General features: G+C 54.6%; 24 protein-coding genes. 9 read left to right on the plus strand and 15 right to left on the minus strand.

Going from position 1 to position 25,416, the window contains the following annotated elements:
* Nucleotides 1–277 precede the first annotated feature (277 nt).
* The 10 genes from GOW48_RS19090 to GOW48_RS19135 form a co-directional block, all read right to left on the minus strand.
* On the minus strand, nucleotides 278–1,432 hold the full coding sequence (locus tag GOW48_RS19090; RefSeq protein WP_170755708.1) for a Gfo/Idh/MocA family protein: 1,155 nt from the start codon (nucleotides 1,430–1,432) through the stop codon (nucleotides 278–280).
* A complete protein-coding gene (locus tag GOW48_RS19095) occupies nucleotides 1,432–2,487 on the minus strand; it encodes a sugar phosphate isomerase/epimerase family protein (RefSeq protein WP_170755709.1) in 1,056 nt (351 codons plus the stop codon). The genes GOW48_RS19090 and GOW48_RS19095 overlap by 1 nt, the downstream gene beginning before the upstream one ends.
* Before the next feature lie 27 nt (nucleotides 2,488–2,514).
* On the minus strand, nucleotides 2,515–3,573 hold the full coding sequence (locus tag GOW48_RS19100; RefSeq protein WP_170755710.1) for a LacI family DNA-binding transcriptional regulator: 1,059 nt from the start codon (nucleotides 3,571–3,573) through the stop codon (nucleotides 2,515–2,517).
* A 7-nt stretch (nucleotides 3,574–3,580) separates the two neighbouring features.
* Entirely contained in the window at nucleotides 3,581–5,203 is a 1,623-nt protein-coding gene (locus GOW48_RS19105) for a dihydroxyacetone kinase subunit DhaK (protein ID WP_170356300.1), read from the minus strand.
* Nucleotides 5,204–5,214: 11 nt separating this feature from the next.
* Nucleotides 5,215–6,207, minus strand: a complete 993-nt coding sequence (locus GOW48_RS19110; RefSeq protein WP_170356301.1) for an ABC transporter ATP-binding protein — start codon at nucleotides 6,205–6,207, stop codon at nucleotides 5,215–5,217.
* On the minus strand, nucleotides 6,200–7,297 hold the full coding sequence (locus tag GOW48_RS19115) for an ABC transporter ATP-binding protein (RefSeq protein WP_170755711.1): 1,098 nt from the start codon (nucleotides 7,295–7,297) through the stop codon (nucleotides 6,200–6,202). The genes GOW48_RS19110 and GOW48_RS19115 overlap by 8 nt, the downstream gene beginning before the upstream one ends.
* A 2-nt stretch (nucleotides 7,298–7,299) precedes the next feature.
* Complete coding sequence (locus tag GOW48_RS19120) at nucleotides 7,300–7,488, minus strand: hypothetical protein (RefSeq protein WP_155150119.1); 189 nt, start codon at nucleotides 7,486–7,488, stop codon at nucleotides 7,300–7,302.
* Nucleotides 7,485–8,423: a carbohydrate ABC transporter permease gene (locus tag GOW48_RS19125; RefSeq protein ID WP_170755712.1), complete on the minus strand. Its 939-nt coding sequence runs from the start codon at nucleotides 8,421–8,423 to the stop codon at nucleotides 7,485–7,487. The genes GOW48_RS19120 and GOW48_RS19125 overlap by 4 nt, the downstream gene beginning before the upstream one ends.
* Nucleotides 8,420–9,367, minus strand: coding sequence for a carbohydrate ABC transporter permease (locus GOW48_RS19130; RefSeq protein ID WP_170332156.1), 948 nt, complete (start codon nucleotides 9,365–9,367; stop codon nucleotides 8,420–8,422). Before GOW48_RS19130 ends, GOW48_RS19125 begins: the two co-directional genes overlap by 4 nt.
* 79 nt (nucleotides 9,368–9,446) lie before the next feature.
* A complete protein-coding gene (locus GOW48_RS19135) occupies nucleotides 9,447–10,766 on the minus strand; it encodes an ABC transporter substrate-binding protein (RefSeq protein ID WP_170755713.1) in 1,320 nt (439 codons plus the stop codon).
* A 399-nt stretch (nucleotides 10,767–11,165) separates the two neighbouring features.
* Between GOW48_RS19135 and GOW48_RS19140 the strand changes: the two genes are divergently transcribed.
* Complete coding sequence (locus tag GOW48_RS19140) at nucleotides 11,166–11,945, plus strand: MOSC domain-containing protein (protein WP_234899522.1); 780 nt, start codon at nucleotides 11,166–11,168, stop codon at nucleotides 11,943–11,945.
* Between the two features lie 76 nt (nucleotides 11,946–12,021).
* Here the strand turns inward: GOW48_RS19140 and GOW48_RS19145 are convergent, their stop codons facing one another.
* From GOW48_RS19145 to GOW48_RS19160, 4 genes are read right to left on the minus strand one after another with little or no spacing between them, the layout of a single operon-like run.
* A complete protein-coding gene (locus GOW48_RS19145) occupies nucleotides 12,022–12,804 on the minus strand; it encodes a dimethylarginine dimethylaminohydrolase family protein (RefSeq protein ID WP_170755714.1) in 783 nt (260 codons plus the stop codon).
* A 3-nt stretch (nucleotides 12,805–12,807) separates the two neighbouring features.
* Complete coding sequence (locus GOW48_RS19150) at nucleotides 12,808–14,412, minus strand: 5-guanidino-2-oxopentanoate decarboxylase (protein WP_170755715.1); 1,605 nt, start codon at nucleotides 14,410–14,412, stop codon at nucleotides 12,808–12,810.
* Entirely contained in the window at nucleotides 14,409–15,593 is a 1,185-nt protein-coding gene (locus GOW48_RS19155) for a pyridoxal phosphate-dependent aminotransferase (protein ID WP_170755716.1), read from the minus strand. The genes GOW48_RS19150 and GOW48_RS19155 overlap by 4 nt, the downstream gene beginning before the upstream one ends.
* Nucleotides 15,590–16,237, minus strand: a complete 648-nt coding sequence (locus tag GOW48_RS19160; RefSeq protein WP_170755717.1) for a TetR/AcrR family transcriptional regulator — start codon at nucleotides 16,235–16,237, stop codon at nucleotides 15,590–15,592. Before GOW48_RS19160 ends, GOW48_RS19155 begins: the two co-directional genes overlap by 4 nt.
* A 93-nt stretch (nucleotides 16,238–16,330) precedes the next feature.
* Between GOW48_RS19160 and GOW48_RS19165 the strand changes: the two genes are divergently transcribed.
* The 4 genes from GOW48_RS19165 to GOW48_RS19180 are packed head-to-tail and all read left to right on the plus strand — an operon-like array spanning nucleotide 16,331 to nucleotide 19,438.
* Nucleotides 16,331–17,125 carry an ABC transporter ATP-binding protein gene (locus GOW48_RS19165; RefSeq protein WP_170755718.1) on the plus strand — a complete coding sequence of 265 codons (795 nt, stop codon included), beginning with the start codon at nucleotides 16,331–16,333 and terminating at the stop codon, nucleotides 17,123–17,125.
* Nucleotides 17,126–17,159: 34 nt separating this feature from the next.
* Nucleotides 17,160–17,924 (plus strand): transporter substrate-binding domain-containing protein, encoded by a 765-nt coding sequence (locus GOW48_RS19170; RefSeq protein ID WP_170356310.1) that lies wholly within the window; start codon nucleotides 17,160–17,162, stop codon nucleotides 17,922–17,924.
* A gap of 9 nt (nucleotides 17,925–17,933) precedes the next feature.
* Nucleotides 17,934–18,680 carry an ABC transporter permease gene (locus tag GOW48_RS19175; protein ID WP_170356311.1) on the plus strand — a complete coding sequence of 249 codons (747 nt, stop codon included), beginning with the start codon at nucleotides 17,934–17,936 and terminating at the stop codon, nucleotides 18,678–18,680.
* On the plus strand, nucleotides 18,677–19,438 hold the full coding sequence (locus tag GOW48_RS19180) for an ABC transporter permease (protein ID WP_170755719.1): 762 nt from the start codon (nucleotides 18,677–18,679) through the stop codon (nucleotides 19,436–19,438). Before GOW48_RS19175 ends, GOW48_RS19180 begins: the two co-directional genes overlap by 4 nt.
* 70 nt (nucleotides 19,439–19,508) lie before the next feature.
* On the opposite strand, the gene GOW48_RS19185 is transcribed toward GOW48_RS19180, so the two are convergent.
* Complete coding sequence (locus GOW48_RS19185) at nucleotides 19,509–20,513, minus strand: AraC family transcriptional regulator (protein WP_170755720.1); 1,005 nt, start codon at nucleotides 20,511–20,513, stop codon at nucleotides 19,509–19,511.
* A 142-nt stretch (nucleotides 20,514–20,655) separates the two neighbouring features.
* Here GOW48_RS19185 and GOW48_RS19190 point away from each other — a divergent pair, with 142 nt between their 5' ends.
* The 4 genes from GOW48_RS19190 to GOW48_RS19205 are packed head-to-tail and all read left to right on the plus strand — an operon-like array spanning nucleotide 20,656 to nucleotide 25,317.
* The gene (locus GOW48_RS19190) at nucleotides 20,656–22,062 is read left to right on the plus strand and encodes a metal-dependent hydrolase family protein (RefSeq protein ID WP_214648684.1); all 1,407 of its coding nucleotides are present in this window, start codon (nucleotides 20,656–20,658) and stop codon (nucleotides 22,060–22,062) included.
* Nucleotides 22,059–22,853, plus strand: coding sequence for a DUF3299 domain-containing protein (locus GOW48_RS19195; protein WP_234899523.1), 795 nt, complete (start codon nucleotides 22,059–22,061; stop codon nucleotides 22,851–22,853). The genes GOW48_RS19190 and GOW48_RS19195 overlap by 4 nt, the downstream gene beginning before the upstream one ends.
* Nucleotides 22,850–24,028 (plus strand): carbohydrate porin, encoded by a 1,179-nt coding sequence (locus GOW48_RS19200; protein WP_170755721.1) that lies wholly within the window; start codon nucleotides 22,850–22,852, stop codon nucleotides 24,026–24,028. The genes GOW48_RS19195 and GOW48_RS19200 overlap by 4 nt, the downstream gene beginning before the upstream one ends.
* 47 nt (nucleotides 24,029–24,075) lie before the next feature.
* Nucleotides 24,076–25,317: a membrane dipeptidase gene (locus GOW48_RS19205; RefSeq protein ID WP_170755722.1), complete on the plus strand. Its 1,242-nt coding sequence runs from the start codon at nucleotides 24,076–24,078 to the stop codon at nucleotides 25,315–25,317.
* Nucleotides 25,318–25,416 lie beyond the last annotated feature (99 nt).

The raw sequence follows: 25,416 nt of genomic DNA on the forward strand, positions 1-25,416 counted from the left end.
GTTCGTGAGGCCAATTTACTGCGACGGTTCTGTCGTCGAAGGACCCTGGTCCGGGGCTACATGCAACGCTTACAAAATCAAGGCTGTGTCAGTCGTCATCCAATTTTGACCCCCTTAGTGATGAACCGGCCCGGCGCCGCGCAACCTCCATTTAACGCAGTTGTGGCGGGCCTGCGGGGTTTGTTATTAACGTTTTTCGCTGTTTTTGAATCGCCAGCTTTCATCCCCGGTTTCGAAGATCTTGCAGTGGTGTGTAATCTGAACGATGCACCGGGATTTATTCCAACTTGACCCAAGCCGCATTCCTTGAAGAGCTTTGCACGCAAGCGGCTACAAACTTAACACCATTGAGCCCGTCGTGAACCGTTGGATAAACAATCGAAGCGTCAGGTGAAATCCCGTTTCGGAAAGCTAGGATTGCCTCAGCAGCTTCTCCATAGATATTAGCGAAACCTTCTAGATATCCCTCGGGATGGCCCGGAGGAACTCTGCTCAACCGATTGGCAGCGTCACCAGCTCCAGCTCCATTTCGGGTGATCAGGCGCTTGGGCTCGTTGTATGGCGTGAACCAAAGGTAATTGGGATCTTCCTGAGACCACTCCAATCCCCCTTTTTCGCCATAGACGCGCAAACGAAGTGCGTTTTCATTGCCGGGTGCCACCTGAGAAGACCACAGCATACCACGCGCTCCGCCTTCGAAACGAAGCAAGACATGCGCGTTGTCATCGACTTTGCGCCCCGGCACAAAGGCCTGCAAGTCCGCCGCCAAGCTTTCCACTGTCAGCCCGGTCACAAAGCAGGCAAGGTTGTAAGCATGGGTTCCGATGTCACCGGTTGATCCACCTGCGCCCGAGCGTTCGGGATCGGTTCGCCATTCCGCCTGTTTGAAGTCCTGCTGTTCGGTCAGCCAGTCCTGCGGGTATTCAACCTGAACCACGCGGATCTTGCCAATATCGCCGTTGGCAACCATTTCCCGCGCCTGCCGAACCATCGGATAGCCCGTGTAATTGTGGGTCAAAATGAATAGAGCGTTCGCGCTTTCTGCCGCTTTGACCAGCTTTTTTGCATCAGAAAGGGTCGAGGTGAGTGGCTTGTCACAAATGACATGAATACCGCGTTTCAGGAACTCACGTGCGGCTGCATAATGGACGTGATTTGGCGTAACGATTGACACCGCCTCGATCCCAGATTTCAGCCGGGCTTCTCTTATCGCCATCTGCTTGAAGTCTTCATAAACTCGTTCGAGGCCTAATGCCTCACCACTTTCAAGAGATTTCTGTGGTGTCGAAGACAAAGCTCCGGCAACCAGCTCGAACTTGTCGTCCAGTCGCGCGGCTATGCGATGAACGCCGCCGATGAAAGCGTCGTTTCCGCCGCCAACCATGCCAAGTCGAATGCGTCCTGACGTTTCTTCGCTGCGTCCTGTGACCATCACTTGATCCCCAGCATTGCACGATTTGCGGGTTCGTCGGCACCACCATCCGCGAAGTCATCAAAAGCTTTCCCGGTCACACGGATAATGTGATCTGACACAAACCGAGCGCCTTCGCGCGCACCATCCTCGGGGTGTTTGAGACAGCACTCCCATTCGACCACAGCCCAGCCATCAAAGTCATTCGCGGCCATCTTTGAGAAGACTGCACCGAAATCCACTTGGCCATCACCAAGCGACCGAAACCGTCCGGCCCGATCTACCCAGCTTTGATACCCGGAATAAACGCCCTGACGACCGGTTGGATTAAACTCGGCATCCTTAACATGGAACATGCGTATTCGGTCCTTGTAGATGTCGATGTTGTCCAGGTAGTCGAGGCACTGAAGAACGTAATGCGACGGGTCGTATAACATGCACGCGCGAGGGTGATTGCCCGTCCTCTCAAGAAACATTTCGTAGGTCACGCCGTCGTGGAGATCCTCTCCGGGGTGAATTTCGTAGCAGACATCAACGCCGCATTCTTCGGCGTGATCAAGGATCGGTACCCAACGACGAGCGAGTTCATCAAACGCCGTTTCAATCAAGCCTGCGGGTCGCTGAGGCCAAGGATAGACATAGGGCCATGCCAATGCGCCTGAGAATGTTGCATGTGCCGAAATGCCCAAGTTTTTTGATGCTGACAGTGCCTTTTTAACCTGATCTACGGCCCATTCTTGGCGGGCTTTCGGGTTCCCCCGAACGCTTTCGGCTGCAAAGCCATCAAACGCACTGTCATAGGCTGGGTGAACGGCGACTAACTGGCCCTGAAGGTGCGTTGAAAGTTCGGTAACTTCGACGCCATTTTCTTGGGCTTTGCCTTTGAAGTCATCGCAATAACCGGTGCTGGACGCGGCCTGTTCAAGGTCGAATAGCCGGCCGTCCCAACTGGGCACTTGAACGCCTTTGTATCCACAATCCGCCGCCCATTTGGTGATCGCGTCCCACGAATTGAACGGTGCTTCGTCCCCCGCAAATTGCGCAAGAAACAAAGCTGGACCTTTGATCGTCTTCATAATAATTCCTCCCCAAAACCTATGCCTCTATGGCGGTAAATTTTCCTTCAGATAGATGTCGATACGGATGCGTTCCTGCGCTTTGTTGAATGGAACCTTGTCCGAAGTTGCGCGCAGCAGACGTACGGCAGAACGAACGATGTGGCCGGTGTCTTGCGAGATTAGAGCGTCAAATGTACCCAGCCTAAGCGCTTCCCGACTAAGCGGTGTGAGCTCATGAGCAATGATCACCAGATCTTCGCTGAGCTTGTTCTCGGAAAGAAATTGAATCAGACCTGCATTGCCCGCAGCTGACGAATAAATTCCGACCAGATCCGGGTAGGTTTCAAAAATTTCGGGCAGCAAAGTGTAGATTAGATCTGGGTCATCCCGGCCCTCGACAGATGCCACGACTTCGAGATGAGGGAAATCCTCTGCCACAACAATATCAAAACCCTGACGCCTTTCTAGGTGATCGCGTGCCAAACGAGAGCCTGTCAGGACCAGTACTTTGCCTTTGCGATCTACAAATCGCCCCATCAACTGGGCGGCTGTGCGTCCTGCAGACACGTTATCGATCCCCACAAAGTGGTCCCGCTCAGAACTCGGCAAGTCAGACACCAAGGCGACGACTGGAACACCCTTATCTCTGACCCTCTTTACGGCGTCGCGGACAGAAGGTGTTTCAGGACCGAAAACGGCAACTCCATCAACGTCCAAGCTTTCGACAGTATCCAGAATGTTGACGATATCCTGCGGCTCAAACGGAGCTACCTTCTTTATCGAAGTACGTGTCCGCTCGATGAATTGGTCACGAGATTGCTCTGCGATCTGACTGCTAATCGCCTCTACAAACTCGTTATCCGTGTCCGGTAACACAAAGAGGAAGTTGTAAACTCGGTTTCGCGCAAGGTTGGCCGCAGCCGTGTCGCGCACATAGCCCAGCTCATCAATTGCCTTTTGTACTTTCTGTACGGTTACGGCCCGCACGCCGGGGCGTCTGTTCAAGACCCGGTCAACAGTCGCCAGACTGACACCCGCAACACGCGCGATGTCATTGACAGTTGGCTTTTTAACCAATTCTAGTTTTTGTTTTTGGTCTTCCACGTGTTCTTCAGCCTTCAATCTCCCGCGCTAAGCCTTCAAACAACAAAGCAACAGCCTCAGCGCCGGGATCGTTATGTCCAACTAGGTTTTCTTCGGGAACATAGGCTGCCCGGCCCGCCTTCGCACGGCGAATTTTGGCCGTGTTGTCTGCACCTTCGCGAGCTGCCTTTGCCGCGTGAGTAAGGCCAGATGGGAGTGCGGCAAGCGCAGGTGCCAAGGCGTCAATCATGGTCCTGTCACCGACCTTGGCGCCGCCGACTTGGCTAACGCGGTTCAGACCTTCGACCAAAGACTTCGGTACCGAAGCGCCGCTCGCACAGGCATCTCCAGCGGCGTTAAAGAAGATTGCAAGTATTACGCCGGAAGAACCACCCATCGTCTGGCTCAATTCATTGCCCAACGCTGGAAACAGTTGTGTCAAGTCAGCAAGCGGCATTCGGTCAAGGCTACCTTGCAACGCCCTTGCTGCAGTCGCCAAAGTGCTCCCCGTGTCGCCATCCCCGGATTTGGCGTCCAGCTCGTTCAGGTTCTTCTCAGCGTTGATGAGAAGTTCAGACAAACGAGAGATCGTTTCCTTCGTCGCAGAATTATTCGAAGGAATTGGATCGATCGGAGCCAAACCATCAGGCAAAGGCGCTACTTTTATTGGGGTGATGGATTTGACACCGGGCCAAGCAACCAGATCAACCTGAGCTTCTAGTTTTGACAATTCGTGTTGATCTACGGGCAGAATAGAAACAGAAAATCCGTGCATATCCAACGATGTCATCATTGGTGCTGGGCCAATTATATGGCTGGCAATATCAGTCTCGGACAAGGCATGTGTGAGAACAGCCATTTCTAATGGTGTTGTAGAGCCAAGGTTATTGACCAACGCCACACAATCCCCGGAACCCACCCGTTGTTTCAGCTTCCCCACCACTGTGGACATGGCCGATACAGCATTCGAGAATTCCACCTGCTGTACACCGGGCTCGCCATGGATGCCCAAGCCGAGTTCCGCTTTTCCGGGCGCAATCCTGTCCTCTTTCGGAGAACCTGGGACGGTGCAGGTGTCCAGGCTCATACCTATGCTGACGACCTTCGCTATAGTGGTTCTTGCGGCATTGGTAACGGTGTCCAAGTCAGCACCATCTTCAGCAAGCGCACCAGCGATCTTGTGCACGAACAGCGTTCCTGCCACGCCACGCGGTTGCGGAAGGTCGGGCAGGGCGATGTCATCGTCGACAACAACCATCTCTACTTTGCGGCCCAATGCGCGGGCGCGCTCAGCCGCCAGACCAAAGTTCAACCGATCACCTGTGTAATTCTTGACGATAAGCAAGCACCCAGCCTCCCCCGTAACGGCGAGAATGCCAGCCAAAACCGCCTCTACTGATGGGGATGCAAAAACTTCTCCACATACTGCTGCTGTCAGCATACCCGCGCCAACAAAACCCGCGTGGGCTGGCTCGTGCCCAGACCCTCCGCCGGAAACCAAAGCGACTTTCGACTTGTCCCAATCGGACCTGTAGACGACTTTGATGTGCGGGTAACCGTCCAGCCGGGTAAGTTGTCCCCCGGATGACGCAAGAAGACCATCTATGGCCTCTGTCACCAGAGTTTCTTTCGTGTTGAGGAACTGGGCCATGCTTTTGCTCCTTAAGTCACTCGCGTGCCGGACGCGTCAAAATACAATGGGTTGTGTGGGCGGATTTTTATTACTTTCCCAGAGGGGTAGTCCTGATGGATATCAATCAGGGTCACAACCGGGTGGCCGTTTAAGTCTAGGTGCAGCCGCGTTTGATCTCCCAAGTGTTCGGCACGCACTACACGTGCATCCGTGCCTTCACCTTCGATGATGTTTTCGGGGCGAAGACCAATCTGCGGACCTTTGTGATCGCCTCCGAACAACGCGGACGGCAGGATGTTGATCCGTGGCAGACCCAGGCGGCTAGCAACATACACACTTCCAGGATTTTCATAGATGTCGCGAGGGGTACCGTACTGAACCAGCCTGCCATTTTCCAAAACGCCGATATGCGTCGCCATTGTCATGGCTTCGACCTGATCATGGGTCACGTATAGTAAGGTTGATCCCAGGTCTGCCTGAATCCTTTTCAGTTCCACACGCAAATCCGCTCGAAGTTTGGCGTCCAAAGAGCTGAGGGGTTCGTCCATCAGGAATATCTGGGGGTCCCGCACAAGCGCCCGTCCAATTGAAACGCGCTGCATTTCGCCGCCGGACAACTCAGTTGCTTTGTTATCCAGCTTGTGCGGAATTTGGAGAATTTCCGCGACCTCGCCAACCTTCCTGACGATCTCATCTTCGGGTGTTTTTAGGATCGGTGACCGCAGGGGAAAAGACAGGTTCTCTCGTACTGTCATATGGGGGTATAGCGAGTATTGCTGGAAAACCATCGCTACATCACGCTGGGCAGGAGTATCTATTCCAACGTCACGACCGGCAATGTGCACCGTTCCTGAATCCAGTTTCTCAAGCCCGGATATCAATCTTAGCGTCGTTGTTTTCCCTGCGCCCGTCGGCCCCAACAACACCACAAAAGCACCGTTGGGGATCGTCATCGATATACCATCCACCGCTTTTAGACTACCGAATGACTTCGAGATATTTTGTAAAACGACTTCAGCCATTGCTTAGCACCTCGTCGTTCAAAGCGGACCTCAGCGCGCGTCCGGTAGACTTTTCAAACAGGGTTACTGCAGGTGAGCGGAATTCCAATCCTACCGTCTCGCCGGGATTAACCACTTCACGCGCGTCAATGCGAGCTTTCAGCTCTCCGTTCGGGCTTTGCAGTGTCACGATCTGGGTGGTTCCCAGATATTCCGCTGCCAGGACTTTGGCCCGGTAGGCGCTGTCGTCTGACAGAAAAACATGCTCGGGACGAACGCCGAAAACCAGGTCACCTTCCGCCGCTTCCATCAGTTTGGGCACGGCTTCGTCATGGCCATTCAGTCGAACCATTTCCGAGCCAGGCGCGACCTTTCCCTGAAACGGCAGGAAGTTCATCGAAGGAGATCCAATAAAATCTGCAACGAACATTGTGGCCGGTTTGTCGTAGATTTCCTGAGGTGTACCGAATTGCTCGATCACAGCGTTGTTCATCACCACGATCTTGTCGCCCATTTGCATGGCTTCCAGCTGATCATGCGTAACGTACACAGTGGTTGCGCCCATGCGATCATGAAGAGCGCGCAGTTCTTCTGCCATATGCTCGCGAAATTCGGCATCCAAAGCGCCAAGTGGTTCGTCCATCATGAACGCCTTGGGTTCGCGAACAATCGCGCGCCCCAGTGCCACGCGCTGCCTGTCGCCGCCTGAAAGCCCACCTACTGGGCTATCGAGGATGTCCTTGATCCCCAGAATTCCTGCGACTTCCTCGACTTTGGCCTTTACAGCGGCGCGGGACATACCCTGCGATATCAGTGGATAGCTGATATTCTTGCGCACATTCATGTGGGGATACAGCGCGAACATCTGGAACACGAAAGCAATGTCCCGCTCTGATGGCGGTCGCTGGCCGATCTCTTCACCGTCCAAGTAGATTTCACCCGAGGTTGGAAGTTCCAATCCTGCGATCATCCGCAGCGTCGTCGTCTTTCCGCAACCGGATGGCCCAAGAAGCATGAAAAACTCACCGTCCTCAATCGTGAACGAGCTTTCGCGTACAGCGGTGAAGTCGCCGAACATCTTTTTTACGTTTTTGACTACGATCTGGGCCATTTCTACTCCGGGAAATGGCTGACGATAATGAACATAACGGTTCCGATCAGCGTGACGATGAAAGAGTAGGTGAAGGCCCAAAGGACAAAGGGCTGCATCAGCATGAAGACACCCAGTGCAATTAGGATGGTTGCGACCATCTCCCATGGGCCGCGGCGGAGTCGTAGTAATCCGGTAAGAAACTCGCTCATTTGCGCACGGCTCCGAATGTGATCCCACGCAGCAAATGTTTGCGCATTAGGATGGTGAAAATCATGACAGGGATTAGGAAGATCGTGGCACCTGCCGCCACGGCAGGCCAGTCCAGGCCGCCAATACCGATAATGGTCGGGATAAATGGCGGCGCTGTTTGCGCGTTCGCGGAGGTCAGCAGCACGGCAAATGCGTATTCATTCCACGCGAAGATCAGGCAGAAGATCGCAGTTGATGCGATGCCCGTGGCGGCTTGCGGCAGCACCACTTTGTAGAATGCCTGAAACCTCGTGTAGCCATCTATGAGGGCGGCTTCTTCGTACTCTCGTGGGATTTCGTCGATGAAACCCTTCAGCAACCAAACCGCCAGTGAGATGTTAACCCCTGTATAAAGCAGGATCATTCCCAGGTGCGTATCGCTCAATCCAAGGTTCCTGAACATCAGGAAGATTGGGATAGCAACAGCAACCGGCGGCATCATCCTTGTACTTAGGATGAAGAACAGAAGGTCGTCCTTGAGCGGGACCTTGAACCTACTGAACGCATAGGCGGCCAGCGTGCCAAGGAAAATACTCAGGAAGGTCGAGCCGAACCCGATGATAACCGAATTCATAAAACGCTCACCGAACTTTGATGGCCCGACAATCACCATGTCGTATTGGCGCACGATCTCATCGGCCCAGTTCTGCGGCGGGTTGGCTTCCAGAAACTCCTGCGTTTGCCGCGTGCGCGTGGTGAAGAGATTCACATACCCTTCAAGCGTTGGGTCAAAGACCACTTTGGGCGGATAGCTGATCGCATCGGCCGGGGATTTGAAGCCAGTCAGCAAAATCCAGACCAGCGGGATCATCGTGATCAGCGCATAAGTGATGACCAGAAAGCCTGCGATCCACTTGGACCGGTTCGAAGGTTCAGTGACGGAAAAACCACTCATCTCTGTTTCACCTTGTTCAGGGCTTTGACGTAGATCGACGCAAGGCCGAACACGGTGACGAAAAGGATGATCGCATAGGCCGAGGCATAGCCTGTACGCCACTTTTCAAACGCCTCTCGTTTTAGATTGATCGAGGTGAGTTCCGTAACAGAACCCGGACCACCGCCAGTTAGCTGAACCACCAGGTCGAACATCTTGAAGTTCTCAATTCCCCGGAACAGCACCGCCAACATAAGGAACGGTAGCACCATCGGGATGGTAATCGTAAAGAACTGCCGCAGCTTGCTGGCCCTGTCGATCTCAGCCGCCTCGTAGATGTAATCGGGAATGCTGCGCAGACCGGCCAGACAGATCAGCATCACGAAGGGGGTCCACATCCAGGTGTCGACAATCACAATCGCCCATGGGGCCAACGTGACCGATCCTAGCATTTCAAAGCTCGATGGGTCCTTGCCGGTAAACCAGGACACGATGTAGTTAAACAGGCCAATCTGAGGCTGGTACAGGAACTTCCAGAAGTTTCCTACAACCGCCGGAGACAACATCATCGGCAGCACGATGATCGTTGTCCAAAGATCGTTGCCCTTGAATTTTTTGTTGATTAACCACGCCAGCGTGAACCCGATCAGAACTTGAAAAAAGATCGTCCAGAACAGGAAATGCGCCGTCGCCTGCATGTTCAGCCAAGTGTCAGAGTCCGTCAGGATACGCTCGTAATTCCTGAGACCGACATCTTTGACTTCACGCCCGATCCGATTGGCCTTGTAGTTGGTAAAGCTCAGTTGGATGGTCCAGATCAACGGAAAGATATTGATCGCCAGCAATAGAAATATCGTTGGGGAGATGAATATCCAGGCGATCGCGCGATCGGATAATCCCCGGATTTTTCGCGCAACTCGCTCGGGCGTTGCCTGCGCAACGCGATCTACGGTCCTGTCAGACATCTCTTTGCCAGTTCTTGTTGGTTTCGGACTCACGGGTGAAGGTGGAGCGGGATTGCTCCCGCTCGTACCTGTGTCCGGGTTACAGCTTGCCTTCGTCTTCGAAGACTTCCGTCCAATCTTCGATCAGAAGATCCAACGCTTCTTGAGCTGTGCCTTGGTCAGCAACCACGTAGTCGTGGATGCGTTTCTGCATTGCCAGCAGAAGCTCAGCATAAGCAGGCTCTTGCCAGAAATCCTGCACACCGCCCATTGCTTCCAGGAAGTCACCAGCGAACGGTTGGCTATCAACGAAACCGGGATCTTCCAGCACTGAGTTATGTGCCGAGTAACCGCCCAGCTCCCACCATTTGGCCTGAACGTCTGGCTGCGCGAACCACTTTATGTACTCGAGCGCGGCGTCCTGTTTGTCGGAGTAACTGACTACAGAAATTCCTTGTCCGCCCAGTGTTGAACCCGCTTGATTTTGCGGTGGGTTCACGAAGAAGTCGATCTTGTCACCGCCGGTATTGGGGTCGGCATATAGACCAGGGAAGAAGGCAAACCAGTTCATCGCCATGGCGACCTGACCGGATTTAAAGGCGTCCAAGCTCTCACCCATATAAGAGTTGGTGTATCCCGGAGGTGTAGCCGTTTCGTAGAACTCTTTGTAGAATTCCAGTGCTTCAACTGCTTCTGGTGAATTTACGGCACCTTCCATGTCATACGAGCCAGGTGTGTTTTCATACTTGAAGCCCCATGGATACAGTGCCCCGGTCACACCCATTGTTATTCCTTCCGAGCCGCGCTCGGTAAAAATTGCGGCTCCGTAAACCGTCTTGCCGTCGATCTCACGACCTTGGAAGAACTGCGCGATCTGCAAGAGCTCTTTCTGCGATTGAGGCTCGCGCAGATCCTGACCGGTCGCCTCTTTGTAGGCGGCTTGGATATCGGGGTTTTCAAACCAGTCCTTGCGGTAGAACCATCCATTCGCATCGCCCATCGCAGGCAGCGCATAGTAGTTTGGTGTACCCTTGGGCCAGGTCGAATAAGCGTAGACAGTGGCTGGCGCGAAGTCGTCCATGCTTATGCCTTCAGCATCGAAGAACTCGTTGAGTTGGACATAATGACCGTTTTCGGCACCACCGCCGATCCATTGGCTGTCACCAATTAACAGGTCGCAGAGTTTACCCCCAGAGTTCAGCTCATTTAGCATCCGGTCCGCAAAATTTGGCCATGGAACAAATTCGAAGTTCATCGTGTGGCCAGACTCTGCTTCAAATTCTTTTGACAGCTCGACAAGCGCGTTGGCCGGATCCCACGCAGCCCAACATAGTGTCAGATCTTCAGCATTTGCCGTGGTAGAAAGAGTAGTAGCGGCAAGGACTATTGCGCTGGCCGAAGCCAGTTTTGTGTAAGTCATCCATTCCTCCCTTTTTTGCGCCGTCAATCGAGGATGTGCGAATCGCGGCATATGACCAAGGCTATTTGAGGTACGCACCTCAAGTCCAGAAATTTTTGAGGTTCGTACCTCAATAGACAGGAGAAAATCGCAACGATTTGCTATAAGCATCTGATTATTATGTATACTATAAAATCAGTTTTATGCATGAGTGGTTTTGGCGGAGATATTCTAAATGGCCATATCGACTAAAATTGGCGAAGCTCGTGATCGCAGTCATCATGCAACCAGTAGGTTTAGCTAAGCCGCGTCTGAAGCGCTCACAGATTATTTGGTCGATACCTTTGCGAATTGTAGATAGCGTCAAACAGCGCAGCCTGCTCTGGGTATTGGGTCACTCGATTGGTAAGGTGCAGACGTATGAAAAATCTCTCTATCGTCCGAATGAGCCGCTACCCAGTAAAAGGCTTGAGTTCGGAGCCTATGCAAACTGTGACGCTGCGAGCAGGAGAGGGCATTCCTGGTGATCGGTTGTTCGGATTTGCTAGATACAACTCGGGTTTCGATGAGCAGAACCCCAAACCACTGCCGAAAGATCGTTTTGTCGTTTTGTTAAATGAGGCTGCTCTGGCAGGCATTCAAACAAATTTTGACCCCGAGACCCAAGCTCTTGAGATCAAAGCTGACAGCAAGATACGACGCTTTAATATGCGAACGCCCGAAGATCGGATGAGCGCGGCAAATTTTCTTTCGTCGGAGATTGGTTTAAAAGATCCCGCACCGCCAAAGTTCGTCTCGTCTTCGCCTCATCGGTTTACGGATGTGTCTGTGGTATCACCGAAAATGATGAACGCGATATCCGTTTTGAATCTGGCTTCTGTAGAAGAACTGGGCAAGCAACTGAACGCGAATGTCCACCCAGCGCGCTTCCGATCGAATATCGAGATTGACGGGTTACCTGCGTTTGCCGAGCTGGATTCCGTTGGTTCAGTTTTGAGATTTGGTGATGTTAAGCTGAAAATTCTCTCGCGAACCAAAAGGTGCGCAGCAACTGAAGTTAACCCGATAACGGCCGAGCGGGACTTGAATGTACCCTATCTTATTCGAAAGGTGATGGGTCATATGGACATGGGTGTCTATGTCGAGGTGGCCAATGGTGGAACGCTAATGGTCGGTCAATCTGGGGAACTGCTCGCCTAATCCAAAACAGATTGTCAAAAGGCTTGAGACATAAACTATGCTTCAAGTCCAGTTGTCCTGCCTGTCCCTGAGACCCTCAAAACCTCAAGGACAGGCAGGACATTCCGCCATCCAGCTTAGCACAATCGGTATTGTCGATCTGAACAACCTCAAATCCCGCCTTGTCCAGAGTGTCGGCTGTGCGCGGGAAACCTGCTGCCATCAGTACCAGATTATTGAAACGAATTGCATTGGCAGCCGCTTCTTCACCGTCGGCGACATGCAAAACCCTATAGCCTTCAAAACACCCGGACGCATCCAGGCGCTTGGTTGCAAGGATGGTCTCGGCATCCATCAGCGAACAATCGGTCTTGAAATGCAACACGCCTTCAGGCGTAAACACCTCACGCAAAGCATGGCCCCACTCATTGGCAATTTCCGCCAGCTCGGCCACGCCTGCCGCGTCGGTGCGATCCGAACGGCCCACCAAGATTTCTTTTCCGGTCACCAGAATGTCGCCGCCTTCTACATGGCCGGGGCCTTTGATCTCGCGGACGTCGTGATAGCAGGCACGGATCGTCGATGCTATTTCCGCCACTTCACCCATGCGAGAGGGCGCGCCGGGACGCATCAGAATTGCACCTTGTGGAAGGCAAAGTGCGGTATCCTCGACAAATTGTGCATCAGGATAAGCGTCAAGCGGTTCAAGCTCGATCACCTCTGCCCCAGTGCTGCGCAGCGCACTGACATAGGCCGAATGCGCGGCCAGCATCCCGTCCAGGTTTGGATTGCCGATATCCTCGGCGCGCAACCCTTCTGCAATTGTCGTGGCGGGCTTGCGGGTGATGGCACGTGCAAATTCAAAGGTCGGATTCCGCATGAGTTACTCCTGATCCGGGCGATCCCCGGTAATGTCGATTTCCAGAATTGAAGGGCAGTTTCGCGCGCGGGCCGAAGCCAACGCGGCCGCTATCTCAGCGGGATTCTGAGAAACCCGTTCATGTGGTATGCCAAACGAGGCTGCGGTGGCGGCAAAATCAGGTGGAGTCGGGTCGCATCCGATCACCTCAACCCCAACATCCTGCATTGACGTCGCGATTTCGCCGTAGCCGTGGTTATTCCACAAGACAAAGGTAATGTGCAGGTTGTGATCCACCGCGGCCATAATCTCGGGCAGCGAGAATTGGGCGCCACCATCGCCGGCGATGCAGATCACAGGGGCCTGAGGATCGGCAATTCCTGCACCGATGGCGGCCGGAATGCCATACCCGAGCGCGCCATAACCGGTGGCGGCATTGAACCATCCGCCCGGACGGTCGTGGTCATAATAGAGGTTACCTGCGTAGATCGGTTGCGTGGAATCGCCCACTATAAGCGCGTTGGGGACAGTCGCGCGCATGGCTGCCAGGATCTCGACCTGGGCGCGGTAGTCTGGGCCGATCTCTTCATAAGCTGCGGCGCGGGTTTTTTTGGCGCGACCTGCGCCATCCCGCTGGTCGGGCCGGTCGGGCAGGGTAGCAAGCAATGCGGATATTGCCTGATCAGTCCGGGCCTGTATGGCAATTTTCGTGTCATGACGGGCCAATTGATCCGGGCAAACATCAACACGTATCAGACCGGGCATCATGGGCATCTTTCCCGTAGCGTACATGTCATAATCTGTTGGGCCCAGCTCGGTCCCTAAAGCGAGAACGCAATCGGCGTCTTCGATCAGTACGCGTACAGATTTCAAACTGGGGCTAGCGGGAACGGTCAATGGATGATCATGCATCAACCCACGCGCGTTGACGGTTTGCACGACTGGAGAGTCCAGGCGCTCGGCTAAGGCTTTCAGGCCTTCGGCGCTGGTTTTCGCACCGCCACCGGCCAGGATGACAATGCGTTTTGCGGCCAAGAGCTGCGCGGCAGCCTGTTGGATCACGTCGCCGTCCGGGGCCCAGCTGGGTAGGGTCTTGGCGATAGGGGCGCGTTCGGCTGCGTGTCCTGCCACATCCAGTGGGATCTCAATATGAGTGGGGCCGGGACGTTCCGAGCAGCAGGTCGCAAAAACGCGCTCCAGAGCTGGGTCCAGATCACCGGGCAGGCTCACATGTTCAGAAACCAGCGCCACAGTTTTGGCAAGGGCGTGCTGATCGGGCAGTTCATGCAAATGGCCATATCCTTGGCCGAGCGTATCTGTATCGTTGACGCCCGAGACCACCAGCATTGGCACGGAGTCCGCGCGTGCCTGCGCCATCGGGGTCAGGCTGTTTGTCAGGCCGGGACCGGTGATAACAAAAGCTACGCCAGGTTTACCCGACGCGCGCGCATAGCCGTCAGCCATAAAGCCCGCACCCTGTTCATGCCGAGGGGTGACATGACGGATTCCAGAGGCCGCAAGGCCGCGGTACAGCTCGACCGTATGCACTCCGGGAATGCCAAAGACACAAGACACGCCGCGCTGTTTCAGCCCTGCGACCAATGCTTCGCCCACTGTTTGGTTGGTCATGCGACGTTCCGATCGCTGAGGTTTGCATGGGCAACGATGCGGTCCAGTGCTTTTGCGAAACGCTCGTCGTCAATCGTCAAGGCGACCCGGACCCAATCTGTAAGGCTTTCGCCAAAGGCCGAGCCAGGCATGACGGAAACGCCATGCTCCAGCAGGTCCCAAGCATAAGTGTCCCCATCCATGCCGCAGGCTGATACATTGACCAACGCAAACATGCCGGCCTCTGGGCGGTGTACGACAAGCCCGGTTTCGGCGTGTAGCCGATGTTCCAGGATCAGGGCGCGGCTTGCAAAGCGGGACGCCATGCCCGCCGCGACCGACGATCCGTCCCGTACTGCTTTTTCCGTCATGTCCGCGATGAAGGGTTGATTGCCAAACAGCATGGTTTCGGAGACCGGCAGAAGCGCTGCACAAAACTCGGCCGGGCCCACACACCAGCCGCTGCGAAAACCGGGGGCGGCGTGGGATTTCGATATCGACGAGACCGCGATGACCCGGTCTGCCAGCTGCGGATCAGAAAGCGGCGACACAAAGTTGGCATCATCGAACACCAGATGCTCGTACACTTCGTCCGAGATGATCCACAGGTCATTTTGTTGCGCAATTTTACCGATTTTACCGATATCTTCCGCAGTCAGGATCGCGCCTGTCGGGTTGTGAGGAGTGGTCAGCAGTATCGCCCGGCTGCGCGGCGTGACACGCGCGGTGAGATCGTCAGCCTGAAGTCTAAACCCGTTTTCAGCGCGCAGCGGCACCGGAACTGGTTCAGCCCCGCTGGCGCGGATGACACCCTCATAGGTCGCATACATGGGATCGCCGACTAGAACTTCGGACCCGGCTTCTGCGAGGCCCTGCATCACCGCAAAAAGTGCTGTCTGCGTGCCGGGAAAACACAGAATGTTTTCAGGCAGAAACTGCCGCCCACGGCTTTCGGTGTATGTTTCGGCCAAAGCTGCACAAAGCCCGGCCTCTCCGCGCCCGTTTGAATATCCGGTACGGCCCGATTGCAATGCCAAGGCCGCCGCGTCGCACAACTCTTGCGGTGTTGGCACGTCCGGTTCGCCGATCGTCATTTCCACGAGGTCTGCGCCTGCCTCGGCCAATGCGCGCGCCTTCAGGTGGACTTCCCACTTGCCGCCGCCCAATCCGGCCAGCCGTTCGGTGATTGCTGTCAGCCTCATTTGGGCTTGCTCTCCTGCGTTAGATCCAAATCGAGAATGGCGGAAACGGACTGCAGCCCGATTTCAACCAGTTCACCTTGTTCAAATGCGTCCGGCAGCGCCCCGCCTTCAAGCCACAGACCATCGATCACCGCGTTGCACGCAATGGCCAATTGCCGCAAACGGGCAGGGGGCGCGGGCCGGTCAACTTCGTTCAGCGAGGCTGCAATCAGTTCCTCAAGCTGGTCCCGAAAATAGGCATATGTCCGTTCATGCGTCGCTTTCATCTGTGGGTCGTGCTGCACCTTGTTCAGAAAGCTGGCCCACAGGGCGATGGCGCGGGGGTCGACAACGGGTGGTGTCAAAGACGCCGTCACGAAAGCGGCGAGCCTGGTTTGCGCGCCGACCTCTGTGCCCGTCGCAAGTGCAAAGGTCTGGTCGGTCATCGTGTTCATGTGGTGCTCGTAGGCGGCCACGATCAGATCTTCTTTGGAGCTGAAGTAGTGGCGGATCAGCCCCCCCGTGACATTTGCGCGTTCTGCGATTCCCCGCACCGTGGCGCCGCGCACGCCCTGTTCAGCAACCAGTTCCAGCGTGGCTAGAATCAAAGCTTCCTGCCGGGATTCGGCCGACTCGCGCCTGAATTTTTTGCGTTCTTCGCTCACAACTGGCTCGTTTTCGCTGGTTGCATTAATTATACGCTTGCATAATTACGATGTTCGCGGCTTACTGCAATCGGAAAATTGGGGTCGCAAAAAATGGACACAGCCGCTGCCGCATCAGCACAGCAACCCGACACCCGCCGAGAGGCGATCCGGGTAGAGGATTTGCATAAATCCTTTGGCGATTTAGAAGTTCTGAAAGGCGTGGATCTGATCGCGCATCAAGGTGATGTTGTTGCGATCATCGGTGGTTCGGGTTCTGGTAAGTCAACCATGCTGCGCTGCATCAATTTTCTGGAGACGCCAACGTCGGGCAAAATCGTCATCGGCGGCGAAGAGGTCGCGATGCGGGCAGATGGCAGCCCGGCCAGCCAGAAGCAAATCGAACGTATTCGCACCAAACTGGCGATGGTGTTCCAGCAATTCAATCTGTGGACGCACCGCACCTTGTTAGAGAACGTGATCGAGGTGCCGGTGCATGTCCTGAAGGTCCCAAAGGCAGAAGCGATAGAGCGCGCGCGTGAATTGCTGGTCAGGGTTGGCCTGGGCGGTAAGGAGGACACGTTTCCCGCTTACCTTTCGGGTGGTCAGCAGCAGCGGGCCGCGATTGCACGGGCGTTGGCCGTTGATCCGTCTGCCATGCTGTTTGACGAACCCACATCCGCGCTAGACCCTGAACTGGTCGGAGAAGTTCTGACCGTGATCCGTGACCTGGCCGCTGAGGGGCGCACCATGCTACTGGTCACGCATGAGATGAAGTTCGCCCGCGAGGTCGCGAACCACGTCGTCTACCTATATCAAGGTCGTATCGAAGAGCAGGGCCCACCTGCCGAGCTCTTTGGAAATCCGCAATCCGAGCGGCTGAAGCAATTCCTCAGCTCGGTCGGATAAAACAAAAATAAACGCTATCAACACGGAGAAACTTATGAAAATCAAAGCATTCCTGACTGCAGTCTCTGCCGCAGCCATGCTGGCGGCAGGCGGTGCAGCAGCCGAGCAAGTCAAGATTGGCATTGCAGCTGAACCCTATCCACCATTCGCCTCGCCGGACAGCGCGGGCAACTGGGTCGGCTGGGAAATTGAGGTCATCGAAGCGGTTTGTGCTGCGGCCGAGCTTGACTGCGTGATTACGCCTGTTGCCTGGGACGGCATCATTCCGTCTTTGACTGGTCAGCAGATCGACGCGATCATGGCCTCGATGTCGATCACCGAAGAGCGGTTGAAAACCATCGACTTCAGTGATGCGTACTACAATACGCCTGCGGTGATTGTGGCCGACAAATCAATTGATATCGAGCCTACGCCTGAATCGCTGGCTGGCAAGATTATTGGCATTCAGGCCTCGACGATTCACCAAGCCTATGCGCAGGAATACTTCAAGGACGCCGAGTTGAAAGTCTACCAGACTCAGGACGAAGCCAATCAGGATCTGTTCGCAGGCCGAATTGATGCAACCCAGGCAGACAGCATCGCGATGGCGGACTTCGTGAACTCGGACAATGGCAGCTGCTGCGAGATCAAGGGAGCCGTTGCGGATGATCCGGCGATTCTGGGCCGTGGTGTGGGTGCAGGCGTACGCAAGGGCGATACCGAGCTTCTGGAAGCACTGAACAAAGGGATTGCGGCGATCCTGGCTGACGGTACGCACGAGAAAATCACCGAGGGCTATTTCACCACCAGCATCTACTAAGGCGCTGTTGTGACCGGACTATTCGAGACACTGGGCCTCGGCGCCAGCGCCGAGTTGCTGTCGCTGTCAAGCTGGGGCGGCAACCTGTTGCGCGGGCTTGCCAATTCCCTGCAGATCGCCGTGGGCGCTTTTGGAATGGGGCTGGTAATCGGGCTGTTCGGTGCCTACGGGAAACTCTATGGGGGGAAGGTCACACGTGACCTTCTTGCCATTTATACAACGGTGATCAGGGCGGTGCCTGAACTGGTGTTGATTCTGATCCTGTACTATGTCGGCAGCGATATCATCAACAAGATCTCTGAGGCTTTCGGTGGAGGTCGAGTTGAAATCAGCGGTGTCGCCGCAGGCATCTGGGTCTTGGGCGTTGTGCAGGGGGCCTATGCCACCGAAGTGCTTCGTGGGGCCATCAAGGCGGTTCCGGTCGGGCAGATTGAGGCGGCAAAATCCTACGGAATGCCAGCATTTATGATCATGCGTCGGGTGACGATCCCTGCAATGATGGGATTTGCGGTGCCAGGCTTGGCCAATCTGTGGCTTATCGCGACCAAGGATACGGCCTTGCTGGCTGTTGTCGGGTTCAGTGAATTGACACTTGAAACACGACAGGCGGCAAGCAGTACCCGTGCTTACTTTACCTTCTTTCTGGCGGCGGGCTTTCTGTATCTCATGGTCACCCTTTTCTCGGGTGCGGTTTTTGCCCGTATCGAGAAATGGGCGCGCCGTGGTCAGCCTTCGTTGAAAGGGGGTTCCTCATGATCACCGTGAAAGCGCTGATGCAGCCGCACCGGATCGTCATGATGCTGTTGTTTGCAGCCCTGATTATCTGGTGTGCCTTTTCGTTGCGATGGGATTGGATCCCGCAATACGCGCCGCTGGCGTTGCAGGGCCTTTGGACGACGATCTGGCTGCTGGTGGTGACAACCGTTCTGGGGTTTTTATTGGCGGTGCCGCTGGGCTTGGCGCAGGCGATCGGCCCTTGGTACCTGGCAACACCTGCCCGAGTGTTTTGCACCATAATCCGAGGCACGCCCCTGCTGTTGCAGATTTGGCTGTTGTATTACGGACTGGGTTCGCTGTTTCCGCAGTTTCCTTGGATAAGGTCGTCAGAGCTGTGGCCCTACCTGCGCCAAGCATGGCCTTACGCGGTGCTTGCGTTGACCTTGTCCTTCGCTGGTTATGAAGGTGAGGTGATGCGGGGTGCGTTTTCCAGTGTAGCGAAAGGGCAGCTTGAGGCTGCAAAGTCTTTTGGAATGCCACGTTTTACGATGTTCCGCCGGATATGGCTGCCCCAGGCTGTGCGCAACGTGCTGCCAACTTTGGGCGGAGAAACGATCCTGCAGCTCAAAGCGACACCCTTGGTTGCAACGATCACGGTGGTCGAGATTTACGCCGTCTCTTCGCGGGTTCGATCTGACACGTTTATCGTATACGAGCCGCTTTTGTTGTTGGCCTTGGTCTATATGGTCCTAGCCGGGTTGATCGCTTTGGCTTTTCGCCGATTTGAAGGTGTTTGAAGTCTGACACTGTCTTGTCGGCCCAAACTTGTTAAGCAGTGGAAAACCACTCCAGGTATTTGCTACTTAATTACAAGCCAAGGCGGAACTTGGTCGGTGTCATTCCGGTTTGACCTCGGAAAAAGCGAGTGAAGTGGGACTTGTCGGAATAGCCAAGCATCAGACCAATCTCCGCAATTGTCATCCGGTCTTCTTTTAGGTGCTCCTTGGCGATATCGACACGCAGCCGTTTGATTTCGCGGGGTAGTGTTGTGCCTTGTTGCTGAAGCGCTTTCAGGAAGCGTTCCGGCTGTATTCCCAGCAACCTGGCCACCATCTCCGGCCCCAAATCGGTTTCATCCAGTTTGTCGCGCAAGACAGAGCGCAATGCAGCCACCACGGTTACTTCTTCATCTTGTTGCGGTGAGGCGATCGGCTTGGCAGAGCCGTCAGAGACATGGTGCAAAAACAACCATTCCACAGGAAAACTAATTTGCATTCCGGGATCGGGTCCAAGGCCAACCTCGATCCCCTTGTAGTCGATAGGTAGACCATTGATGTATCTGCTTTCCCATCGTACGCGCGAAGAATCCCAGGAATCGCCGACGACGGTCTGCAATAGACGTACATAGATTGCGGCGCCAAAACCGGTCACCTGAACGGGTGGAACAGTTGGTTCCTGTTGCCCATCGATACGATAAGTCGCTTTGTCCGCTTCAATGATAAGGCTGTGCCGCACAGAATTAGACTCCTGCGGGACAAGCCCAACAAAGCGGGTAAAGAACTCGAACAGCGTTTTTGTAGTTTGCAGGGCTTGAGCGAACGGAGGCCACTCTTGCAGGTTAAACGTCTCGCCTACATTCAGTCCAAGATATCGATCCCCTGACACTTCTGAGAAGGCATTTACCAAGCCGTAGACCAACTCTGAGTGAACGAACACGGATGGGTCAGACAACAGTTCGGCCTTCAACCCGACCTGATCCAAAGCTGGTTGCGGATTGATCTTACGTTCGGTGAGGTATTGCAGAAACGGAGCAGCTAATGAGAGGCGAATAAAGCCCTCGCTATGCTCTCGGGAGGTGGCGTTGAAAGGCAAGCTCGTCATCCTTGTGAGGATTGGCAGTTTTATTCAGTGGCCATTTTTATAATCACATTCGAACATCCTAATTCAAAAGTGGCAACCAAGGCAAAACTTTCCGGACTACAGTTGGCAGAACATGAATATGAAGGGAGTACCCATGTCCGGTCTACGAATGTCGCTTTGCTCGGCGTCAATTGTCGCTGCAGGTCTCTTAGTTGCAACGTCTGCACAAGCTCAGGATCAAGAAGAACCCCAAACGCTGTTTACTAACGTGCATATCTTCGATGGCGTGAATGAACAGCGCATCGAAAACGCCAGTGTTCTGGTCGAAGGTAATCTGATCAAGGCCATCTCGACCGATGCGATTGATGCCCCCAATGCTACTGTTATTGACGGCAGTGGGCGTACTTTGATGCCCGGCCTTATAGACGGCCATGCGCATGTCATGATCAATAATGACTATGGTGTGATCGAGCGAGACAGCGATATCACTGACCTGTCCTACAACGCTGTCCTTGTAATGGAGAGATTCTTGCAGGACGGTTTCACTTCTGTGCGTGATATGGGTGGACCAGCCTTCGGGCTAGCAAGGGCCGTCGACAGTGGCCTTATCACTGGACCTCGTCTCTATCCGTCGGGAGCCTTCATTTCACAGACATCAGGACATGGTGACTTTCGTGACAGGGCAGATGCCGGTTTCAGCGTCAACGACGCCAGTGATCTATCGAACTTTGAACGTATGGGGATCGGAATGGTGGCTGACGGTGTGCCTGACGCATTGAAGGCCACACGCCTAAATCTCCGCAATGGGGCGACGCAGATCAAGATCATGGCCGGTGGCGGAGGTTCGTCTCGCTTCGATCCGATCGATACGACACAATTCTCAGTGGAAGAAACCTGCGCGATTGTTGAAGCCACCAAAGACTGGGGTACCTATGTCGCCGCGCATGTATTTACAGACCGCGCTGTACATCGACTGCTCGATTGTGGTGTCAGAACCTTCGAGCACGCTTTCTTCCTTTCGGAAGAGACAATGCAGCGCATTGCAGCCGAAGGGGGCTACGTTGTCCCGCAAATGTGGGGAATTTCACCCGATCTTGCCAAAAACCCTCTGATGCCGCCGGCTAAGATTCCGTTAGTACAGGAGCTTGGGAAGCAATACGCTGATTTCGGCCGCAACCTGCTCAAGAATAACGTAAAGGTCGTCTTTGCGTCCGATTACGTGGGTGTCAACGCTGATGCCGAGCGCGCTCGTCGCTACGAAATTTGGTGGCGTACTCAAACGTTTGACAGCAACTTCGAAGTGCTGAAACAGATGACTTCGATAGCAGGTGAAATGCTTGCGCTGGCTGGTCCCAGAAACCCCTATAAAGAAGGAAAACTTGGCGTAATCGAGGAAGGCGCTTATGCGGATATCATTCTCGTGGATGGCAACCCACTGGAAGATATCACAGTGATCGGTGGCAACACGGCTTGGTTTGATGCCGACCCTGAGTGGACGCCAATCGACACGATCGACGTCATTATGAAAGACGGTATCATCTACAAAGATACCCTGGAATGATACGCACGGAGCAACCGCTGGCGATCATGCGCCATTCGCTGCTTTTCGCAGTATGCGCTGGATTATTATGGTGCGGCGCTCTTGCCATGGCGGCACCAGGCGCGATGCTTGACTGGGCAGACCTGCCGGACCCATCCGTGCAGGTTTTTGACGACCCCTACCGTGATCTCAGCCCCGAACAATTCGACGATGTCCTCTACGTCGTACGATTGCGTGGCAGGCTACAGCAGAATGATGGCAGTGAAGACGAGCGGCAAAAGTGGCAAGCGCTTTTAGTCGAGACTGAGGATGCCTTGGCAGCTGATGGAATTGATATCGACTGGCTACTCGATCAGCGGGAGGTGGTAACGGAACGTCGGAGAAAGGCTGGGACCAACGGAAATCCACAATTCGACGGTCAAACAATCACACTGGCGGGCTTTGCCATTCCTGCTCCGAGTGATCCGGACGGGCGGCCTGTTGCGTATTTGGTGCCCGAACGAGGGATGTGCAGTCATATGCCTCCGCCTCCGCCGAACCAGATGATCCGCGTGCGGCTGAACGGGGACTGGACGCCCAGCTATGTCCACGAACCCGTTCGGCTGACCGGTAAGCTGACTATCGATCCTTCCGTACATAATATGATGGTTGTGGATGGCCTCATGCCGATGAACGCGACTTTCCAGTTGGAAACGGAACGTGTCGAAACTCTGGAAACCGAGGCAGACAGGCTGGAATGGAAGCAGCGTGCAGCTGATCGCATCCGCGCGGCAGGCAACCGCAAGACCGGCGGGGCAAGGGCGTCTGAATGATAAGACTTTTGGTTGCCGCATTGAGCATTGCCTTTGCTGGCGCAGCGTCGGCTCAGGGATTATCCGGTCCATCTTCGGTCGAAGCTGATCTAGAGACCGGAGATGGGCTGACCGACCCACAATACCGTTCCGATTTTCCGCGCAACATCGCACCGGGTTGGTTTCAGTGGAAAGACCGACTGGCTGAGGGTGGGTTTCGGTTCAACATAGACTACTTGGCGTTGGGCCAAACCACGAACGCGGATCTGGGAGCCGGCGAAGCGGCCAGCGGAATTGCGCGTTTCTACGGGAATTGGCAGGCAACTGAACGGGGTTCCCTGACATTCAAGATCGAAGACCGGCACAGTTATACGGACATTGCTCCGCAGTTTCTCGGGCTGGATGGCGGAGCCCTTTCAATCACGGGAACAGCCTTCAACGACAATGGTCTGCTATTGACTAACCTGTTCTGGACCCAAAGGGCCGAGAACGGTTCGTGGACGCTGCAAGTCGGGCAGATTGATGTAACAGACTTTGTGGATATTTATGGATTGGTAAGCCCCTACAGTGGTTTCCAAAATCTGTCTTTCAATACCAATCCGACAATTAACACGCCCAACCAAGGACTTGGTATTGCCGGTGGGGTAAAGCTGAGCGAGAACCTCTACGCCGTTGCCAGCGTATCAGACGCAAACGCCGACCCGTCCGATCCAAACTTTGATGTGTTTAGCGATGGCAACCTCTTCAAATCACTCGAACTTGGGTACACCTCCGGCTTTGATCGCATCTACTTCGACAACATCCATTTGACCCTTTGGCATGCGGATGCGGCTGACGATGGCAGTCGAGCGGAAGATTACGGCGCAGCGTTCTCTGCCGCATGGTTCGTTGACAATAAGTGGATGCCGTTCTTTCGGGCTGGGGCCTCAAAGGGGACCGCAGCGCTTTATGACCGGTCTATCTCTGCAGGTCTGGGCTACTATGGTCGCAATACCGATTTGGCCGGCCTGGGCCTGAATTGGGCCGAGGCAAGAGGCATAGACGGTGACCAATTCACGGTCGAAGCATTCTACCGGTTTTCAATCTCGCCCGGGCTGCAGATCACGCCATCACTGCAGTTCATTTCCAACCCGCTGCTGAACCCCACTCAGGACAACATCACACTGTTCGGCCTCAGAACCCGGATCGTTTTCTGAGGGGGTCTCATGCGGTGGCAAAACAAAACAGCTGAGGAGGCTCTGTTATGAGGACCCTGTTGGCCGTGAGCGCCATAGCGATCACTTTTGCTTGCGCATTACACGCGAGCGAGGAAAGCAAGACGTGGGAGGCGTCAGAAGAGGCGAAGCAGTTTGTGCAGGACACAATTGTCCTCGGCATGTTGGCCAGCCCGTATGGCACCGGTTGGACCGAAGACGAGCAGCTTCACACTTACTTCGCACGTGCCCGGGACAACGGCATTACGGGACACGAGATGACGCTGGCCGCTGCGGATATGTCTTTCGATACCTTTCTTGATCAGCATTACCACTTTCGCGCTGCCATGGCCCAGCAACCGGAAAACTACCTCATCGTGAATGAAACCCGCGATATTGAGGCTGCCCATATACAGGGAAAAACGGCGGTCATTTGGAACAGCCAAACTGCCACGATTCTGGACGGCGATCTAAGGAAAATGGCAGTGCTCAAGGATATGGGGATCAAAAGCATGATCCTTGCTTACAATGACATTTTCCGCACTGGTTCTGGGCAGTTGGCGGCCTATAACGGCCGCGACATTGGTCTGACGCCTTGGGGGAAGTCAGTCATCGATGAAATGGTACGGTTCGGCATCCTGCTCGACCTAAGCCACACGGGTTCAAAAACGGCCAACGACGCCATGGACTACATGGATGAAAACTATCCCGGCGTGCCATATGTCTGTACGCTCTCTGTCCCAGCTGGGCTTTATGCGAATGAACCTAACGCCACGCCACGCGGTTGTTATCGGGCCATTCCCGACGACGAAGCATTACGTGCGGCCAAATCAGGTGGTTACATTTCTCCGACCTTCACCGAATGGATGATGGACGGTGTTTGGCCTGAGGATATCTCGCCCGAGCAAGCTGCTGATATGATCGACTACTATGTCCAGCTTGTCGGGGTCGACCATGTTGGGATCGCAACCGATGATATGTTCTCGCTCGAACTGGTCGTACAGTTCGCAACTGCAAACGCGAGCATGTACGATGATGGCGGCTACATGATCGATGCGTTCAACAAAGGGGCCACTGGCAACGGTGAACTTGCCAAAATTCTTGCGGCGATTACCGATGACCTTTGGGCCAGGGGTTATTCCAATGAGGACCTTGCGAAGATTTATGGCGGTAACAAGATGCGAGTTTATGCGCAAGTTTGGGAGGGCAAACCACCCGAACTATTCCTGAAAGAATACCCCGAGCGTCTGCGCTTAAGGCAAGAACTACGTGACGGGTTTTATTCGCGTTAGATTATTGCGAGCTTACCGAAAGAAAACAGATGACATCCCGCACGGGCGAGGTTTACATCCCGCCCTTTGCTAGGTTGTCCCGCATCCAATGTGGTTGAA

It is taken from the genome of Ruegeria lacuscaerulensis, from assembly GCF_013033355.1.
Classification (GTDB): Bacteria; Pseudomonadota; Alphaproteobacteria; order Rhodobacterales; family Rhodobacteraceae; genus Ruegeria; species Ruegeria lacuscaerulensis_A.

Excerpts from the sequence above, each read along its gene's own strand:
- GOW48_RS19095 (WP_170755709.1), bottom strand. The coding sequence starts at position 2,487 with ATGAAGACGATCAAAGGTCCAGCTTTGTTTCTTGCGCAATTTGCGGGG.
- GOW48_RS19115 (WP_170755711.1), bottom strand. The coding sequence starts at position 7,297 with ATGGCCCAGATCGTAGTCAAAAACGTAAAAAAGATGTTCGGCGACTTC.
- GOW48_RS19135 (WP_170755713.1), bottom strand. The coding sequence starts at position 10,766 with ATGACTTACACAAAACTGGCTTCGGCCAGCGCAATAGTCCTTGCCGCT.
- GOW48_RS19130 (WP_170332156.1), bottom strand. The coding sequence starts at position 9,367 with ATGTCTGACAGGACCGTAGATCGCGTTGCGCAGGCAACGCCCGAGCGA.
- GOW48_RS19105 (WP_170356300.1), bottom strand. The coding sequence starts at position 5,203 with ATGGCCCAGTTCCTCAACACGAAAGAAACTCTGGTGACAGAGGCCATA.
- GOW48_RS19145 (WP_170755714.1), bottom strand. The coding sequence starts at position 12,804 with ATGCGGAATCCGACCTTTGAATTTGCACGTGCCATCACCCGCAAGCCC.
- GOW48_RS19140 (WP_234899522.1), top strand. The coding sequence starts at position 11,166 with ATGAAAAATCTCTCTATCGTCCGAATGAGCCGCTACCCAGTAAAAGGC.
- GOW48_RS19155 (WP_170755716.1), bottom strand. The coding sequence starts at position 15,593 with ATGAGGCTGACAGCAATCACCGAACGGCTGGCCGGATTGGGCGGCGGC.
- GOW48_RS19190 (WP_214648684.1), top strand. The coding sequence starts at position 20,656 with ATGTCCGGTCTACGAATGTCGCTTTGCTCGGCGTCAATTGTCGCTGCA.
- GOW48_RS19125 (WP_170755712.1), bottom strand. The coding sequence starts at position 8,423 with ATGAGTGGTTTTTCCGTCACTGAACCTTCGAACCGGTCCAAGTGGATC.
- GOW48_RS19205 (WP_170755722.1), top strand. The coding sequence starts at position 24,076 with ATGAGGACCCTGTTGGCCGTGAGCGCCATAGCGATCACTTTTGCTTGC.
- GOW48_RS19090 (WP_170755708.1), bottom strand. The coding sequence starts at position 1,432 with ATGGTCACAGGACGCAGCGAAGAAACGTCAGGACGCATTCGACTTGGC.
- GOW48_RS19170 (WP_170356310.1), top strand. The coding sequence starts at position 17,160 with ATGAAAATCAAAGCATTCCTGACTGCAGTCTCTGCCGCAGCCATGCTG.
- GOW48_RS19180 (WP_170755719.1), top strand. The coding sequence starts at position 18,677 with ATGATCACCGTGAAAGCGCTGATGCAGCCGCACCGGATCGTCATGATG.
- GOW48_RS19120 (WP_155150119.1), bottom strand. The coding sequence starts at position 7,488 with ATGAGCGAGTTTCTTACCGGATTACTACGACTCCGCCGCGGCCCATGG.
- GOW48_RS19110 (WP_170356301.1), bottom strand. The coding sequence starts at position 6,207 with ATGGCTGAAGTCGTTTTACAAAATATCTCGAAGTCATTCGGTAGTCTA.
- GOW48_RS19195 (WP_234899523.1), top strand. The coding sequence starts at position 22,059 with ATGATACGCACGGAGCAACCGCTGGCGATCATGCGCCATTCGCTGCTT.
- GOW48_RS19165 (WP_170755718.1), top strand. The coding sequence starts at position 16,331 with ATGGACACAGCCGCTGCCGCATCAGCACAGCAACCCGACACCCGCCGA.
- GOW48_RS19150 (WP_170755715.1), bottom strand. The coding sequence starts at position 14,412 with ATGACCAACCAAACAGTGGGCGAAGCATTGGTCGCAGGGCTGAAACAG.
- GOW48_RS19200 (WP_170755721.1), top strand. The coding sequence starts at position 22,850 with ATGATAAGACTTTTGGTTGCCGCATTGAGCATTGCCTTTGCTGGCGCA.